We start from the raw sequence: 3,507 nt of genomic DNA on the forward strand, positions 1-3,507 counted from the left end.
CAAGACCAAGACTGGCAGGCTATGGGCCTATGTGCGTGATGCTTTGAGCGTCAAGCAATCGATCCGGGGGATCGATTGTAGCGAAAAGGGTCATGGTGGCGAACGCCCCCCTGCTGCGGTCTATTATTACAGCCCTGACCGCAAGGGTGAGCATCCAGTCGGTCATCTGGCCTCGTTCGCTGGTCATCTCCATGCTGATGGCTATGCCGGGTTCAATCCCCTTTATGCGCCGGCTAAATCAAATGAGCCCGCCAAGGTTCAAGAAGTGGCGTGCATGGCCCATGTTCGGCGTAAGTTCTTCGATATCCACGCAGCTACAGCTTCACCCATCGCGGGCGAGGCCATCAAACAAATCGCAGCCCTTTATGGTGTCGAAGCTGAAGCACGCGGTCATCCTCCAGATCAGCGCAAAGCCATCCGCCAAGCAAAGGCCACCCCACTGATGGCTGCGTTCCAAGCTTGGCTGGAACAACAACTCACCCGCATCCCCAAGGGCGGCGATCTGGCTGTTGCTATCCGCTATGCGCTGACCCGCTTCACGGCTCTGTCACGCTATCTCGAAGACGGTACACTCGAGATCGACAACAACATCGCCGAGCGTGCTATCCGTGGCCTCGCTGTAGGCCGCAAGAACTGGCTGTTCGCAGGATCCGACACTGGCGGGCAACGTGCTGCCGCCATCTACTCCCTGATCGAAACCGCAAAGCTCAACGCCGTCGACCCCGAAGCCTGGCTGGCCGACATCCTTCCCCGTATCGACGACCATCCGAACAAACGCCTCCACGAGCTGTTGCCGTGGAACTGGAAACCCGCCGTCGCGCCACAGCCCGCTTGATCGGTCAAGACGGGTCAGGCCGGACGCTTACCTATTAAATGCTTCGATGAACGCATTATCCGGCATGATGTATGTCGGTGACTCGTTCCTGAGGTCAGCAAGACCTGTTAGGCTCTTCTGATCCGGGCCATGAGGCACCGGGAGCACGGAGAGTGCGGGCAGGCCGTCGCACAGACATGAGCTGCGAGCTCGAGGTCGTTATCTGGCCGCCCCTGCGACTAGCCCGGATGCGCTGCGAGCGCGGATCCGTAATTGTCGTGTCGCCCGCCAGCTCCCTTAACCTTGTTGGACGAAGGAGGAGGCCATGCGGATTATTGGCATGGACATTCACCGAGTAGCGGCCGAGGCCTTGGCGCTGCTTGATGGCAAGTTCGAGAAGCTCGGCCGTATCCCCATGTTACGCGAGCGCTTGGAGGAGTTCGCCAGGACGCAGCTCACGCTTGACAATCACGTGATTGTCGAGGCGACCGGCAACGCCGCGGCCGTAGTCGAAGTCCTTGCTCCTCACGTCGATCGCGTCGTCATTGCCAACCCGAAGCAGGTGAGACGGTCGCACATGCCAAGGTCAAGACCGATGCGATTGATGCTGCGGTGTTGGCCAAGCTTTATGCATCGGGCTTCCTGCCGGAAGTCTGGGTTCCCGACGCAGCAACACTCGCCCTCCGGCGACAGGTAGCCCGCCGCACCCAGCTGATCCGCCAGCGAGTGCGGCTGAAGAACCTCATCCAGTCGATTCTGCATGCCCAGCTGATCCCGCCATGCCCGCACGGTAACTTGACCGGCATAAGCGGACGAAAGTGGATTGCTGCCCAACGTCTTCCAGATGACGAACGCGCTGCCGTTCAACGTCACATGGCTCAAATCGACCTCATCGAAGGGTCCCTCAAGGACGTAGAGGCCGACATCGCCAAAGTGGCCATGGCAGACCCGGTCATTCGGCGTCTCATGACACTGCCCGGGGTCGATATGACCGTCGCATCGGGCGTAGCGGCTGCCATCGGCGACGTGCGGCGCTTTAGCGATCCAACCAAGTTGGTCGGCTATCTCGGATTGAACCCGAGCACCCGCCAGTCTGGAGAGGGACCCGCTTATCACGGGAGGATAACCAAGCAAGGCCGAGGCCAGGCCCGCGGAATGCTCGTTGAAGCCGCATGGGCAGCGGCGCGTTCGCCGGGCCCGCTGCGCGCCTTTTTCCAAAGGGTGGCAGCCAAGAGGGGGAAGCCGATCGCCGCCGTCGCTACGGCACGCAAGCTCTCCATGATCATCTGGCACATGCTGACCAAAGGCGAGGACTACATCTGGGTGCGACCGGCACTGCTGGCGCGCAAGTTCCGGAGCATTGAGCTCAAAGCTGGATTGCCCCCAGAGCGCTCCAAGCGTGGTGCGGCCTACGATTATAATATCCCGGAAAAGCGGGCAGCCGAACGCGTACGGGTAGAGGGGGCTGAGGAAGCGTACGCCGATTTCACGTCGCGGTGGCGGACCAAGCCTCGCAGTCGGGCTCAGCGGGAGAAGAAAATGCTTTCACCTGCTTAAAAGGGCTTTTCTACAACATCCGTGTCTGTGGGACTCGACAATTGGCCCCCTAAAGGAAGTCTGTGATGTGAGTTCTAATAGTCGTTCGAGGGCGCGTGATATGATGGATAGGGCCTTTAGCCACTAGAGCGGCGGCTTCGATGCAATTGCTTACGGGTCCGGGTTCTAATTTTTTGGCCTTGCTTTTGTTGTCGGCGTTGACACCTCTTGGCCCAATCAAGTTGGCCAGAATGTGAAATTTTTACGACTGACAGAATTTGGGTTGACAGAGGCGAAGATGATCATAGGATGTGGAAGGATTGGTGGTCGCGAATTCTAGTGGTCTAGAGTCCGTCGGTTTACAGTATATGTTTTACATTATGAAAGCAGGGGCTTCCTACGCGCACTATGCATTTCAATGGAATGTCAGACATTGGTGCAAAAGCACAGAAAACAGTTTGATGTCTTGGTCGCCGCTGCACAGCTGGCTTTTCAAACATCACATAGTGCGGCGAGCGTAACAGAAGTCGTTATATGGGATCGGTGGGTTGTCGATTTTTTCGCTCGCCTGTTTCAAAGGCTACTTTCGGTGCGGGGAAATATCAGTGAAACCAAGTCAGATCCCTATTGATCAGAAAAATCTGAATTTTGATCGGCGAAATATTCTGAACTATGCTGCATCGATTGGCGGGATAACAATAATGAGCTCGTGTGGAATTTCTGCGACATCTGAAAGCCAAAAGGCCGATTCTGAACCTGAAAGCTTTGGCTTTGTTAGAACTCCAAGCCGAATAGCGGTGTCAGGGAGTGGCAGATATGTGGCGCTTAATGACGAATGGGGCGATGCTAGCGAGCTAATTCTAATTGACCTGATAATGGATGAAGTTTGGCACATTACGACAGGCGACAAAAAATTTATTATAAATGCACCATGCTTTTCTTTTGATGAAAAATTTCTTATTCTAAGTGTAGATAGCTATGACTACTTTCCAGGTACTCAATTCTGGAAGATTGAACTCGCAACCTTGGAAGTTACGGTGTTCAGATGGCCTGTTCGAACGTACGCTAAGTCGCCAACTTTTATCAACTACCAGAACGATTTCATATATTTCCGGCATTTAGGTCATGTTGACAAACTCTTCAACCAGAGCCGTGCG

At 55.5% G+C, this 3,507-nt stretch carries 2 protein-coding genes and 1 pseudogene; all 3 read left to right on the forward strand.

All coding sequences use genetic code 11. The annotated features are described in order from the left end of the window. A partial coding sequence (tnpC, locus tag B7364_RS00025) for an IS66 family transposase (protein ID WP_157893369.1) occupies positions 1–835 on the forward strand: 835 nt, incomplete at its 5' end. Between the two features lie 304 nt (positions 836–1,139). Beyond that, positions 1,140–2,371: pseudogene (locus tag B7364_RS00030) on the forward strand (IS110 family RNA-guided transposase). A 584-nt stretch (positions 2,372–2,955) separates the two neighbouring features. Further along, the coding region (locus tag B7364_RS00035) for a hypothetical protein (RefSeq protein WP_198533978.1) at positions 2,956–3,507 on the forward strand (552 nt) is incomplete at its 3' end.

It is taken from the genome of Aquidulcibacter paucihalophilus (genome assembly GCF_002105465.1).
Classification (GTDB): domain Bacteria; phylum Pseudomonadota; class Alphaproteobacteria; order Caulobacterales; family Aquidulcibacteraceae; genus Aquidulcibacter; species Aquidulcibacter paucihalophilus.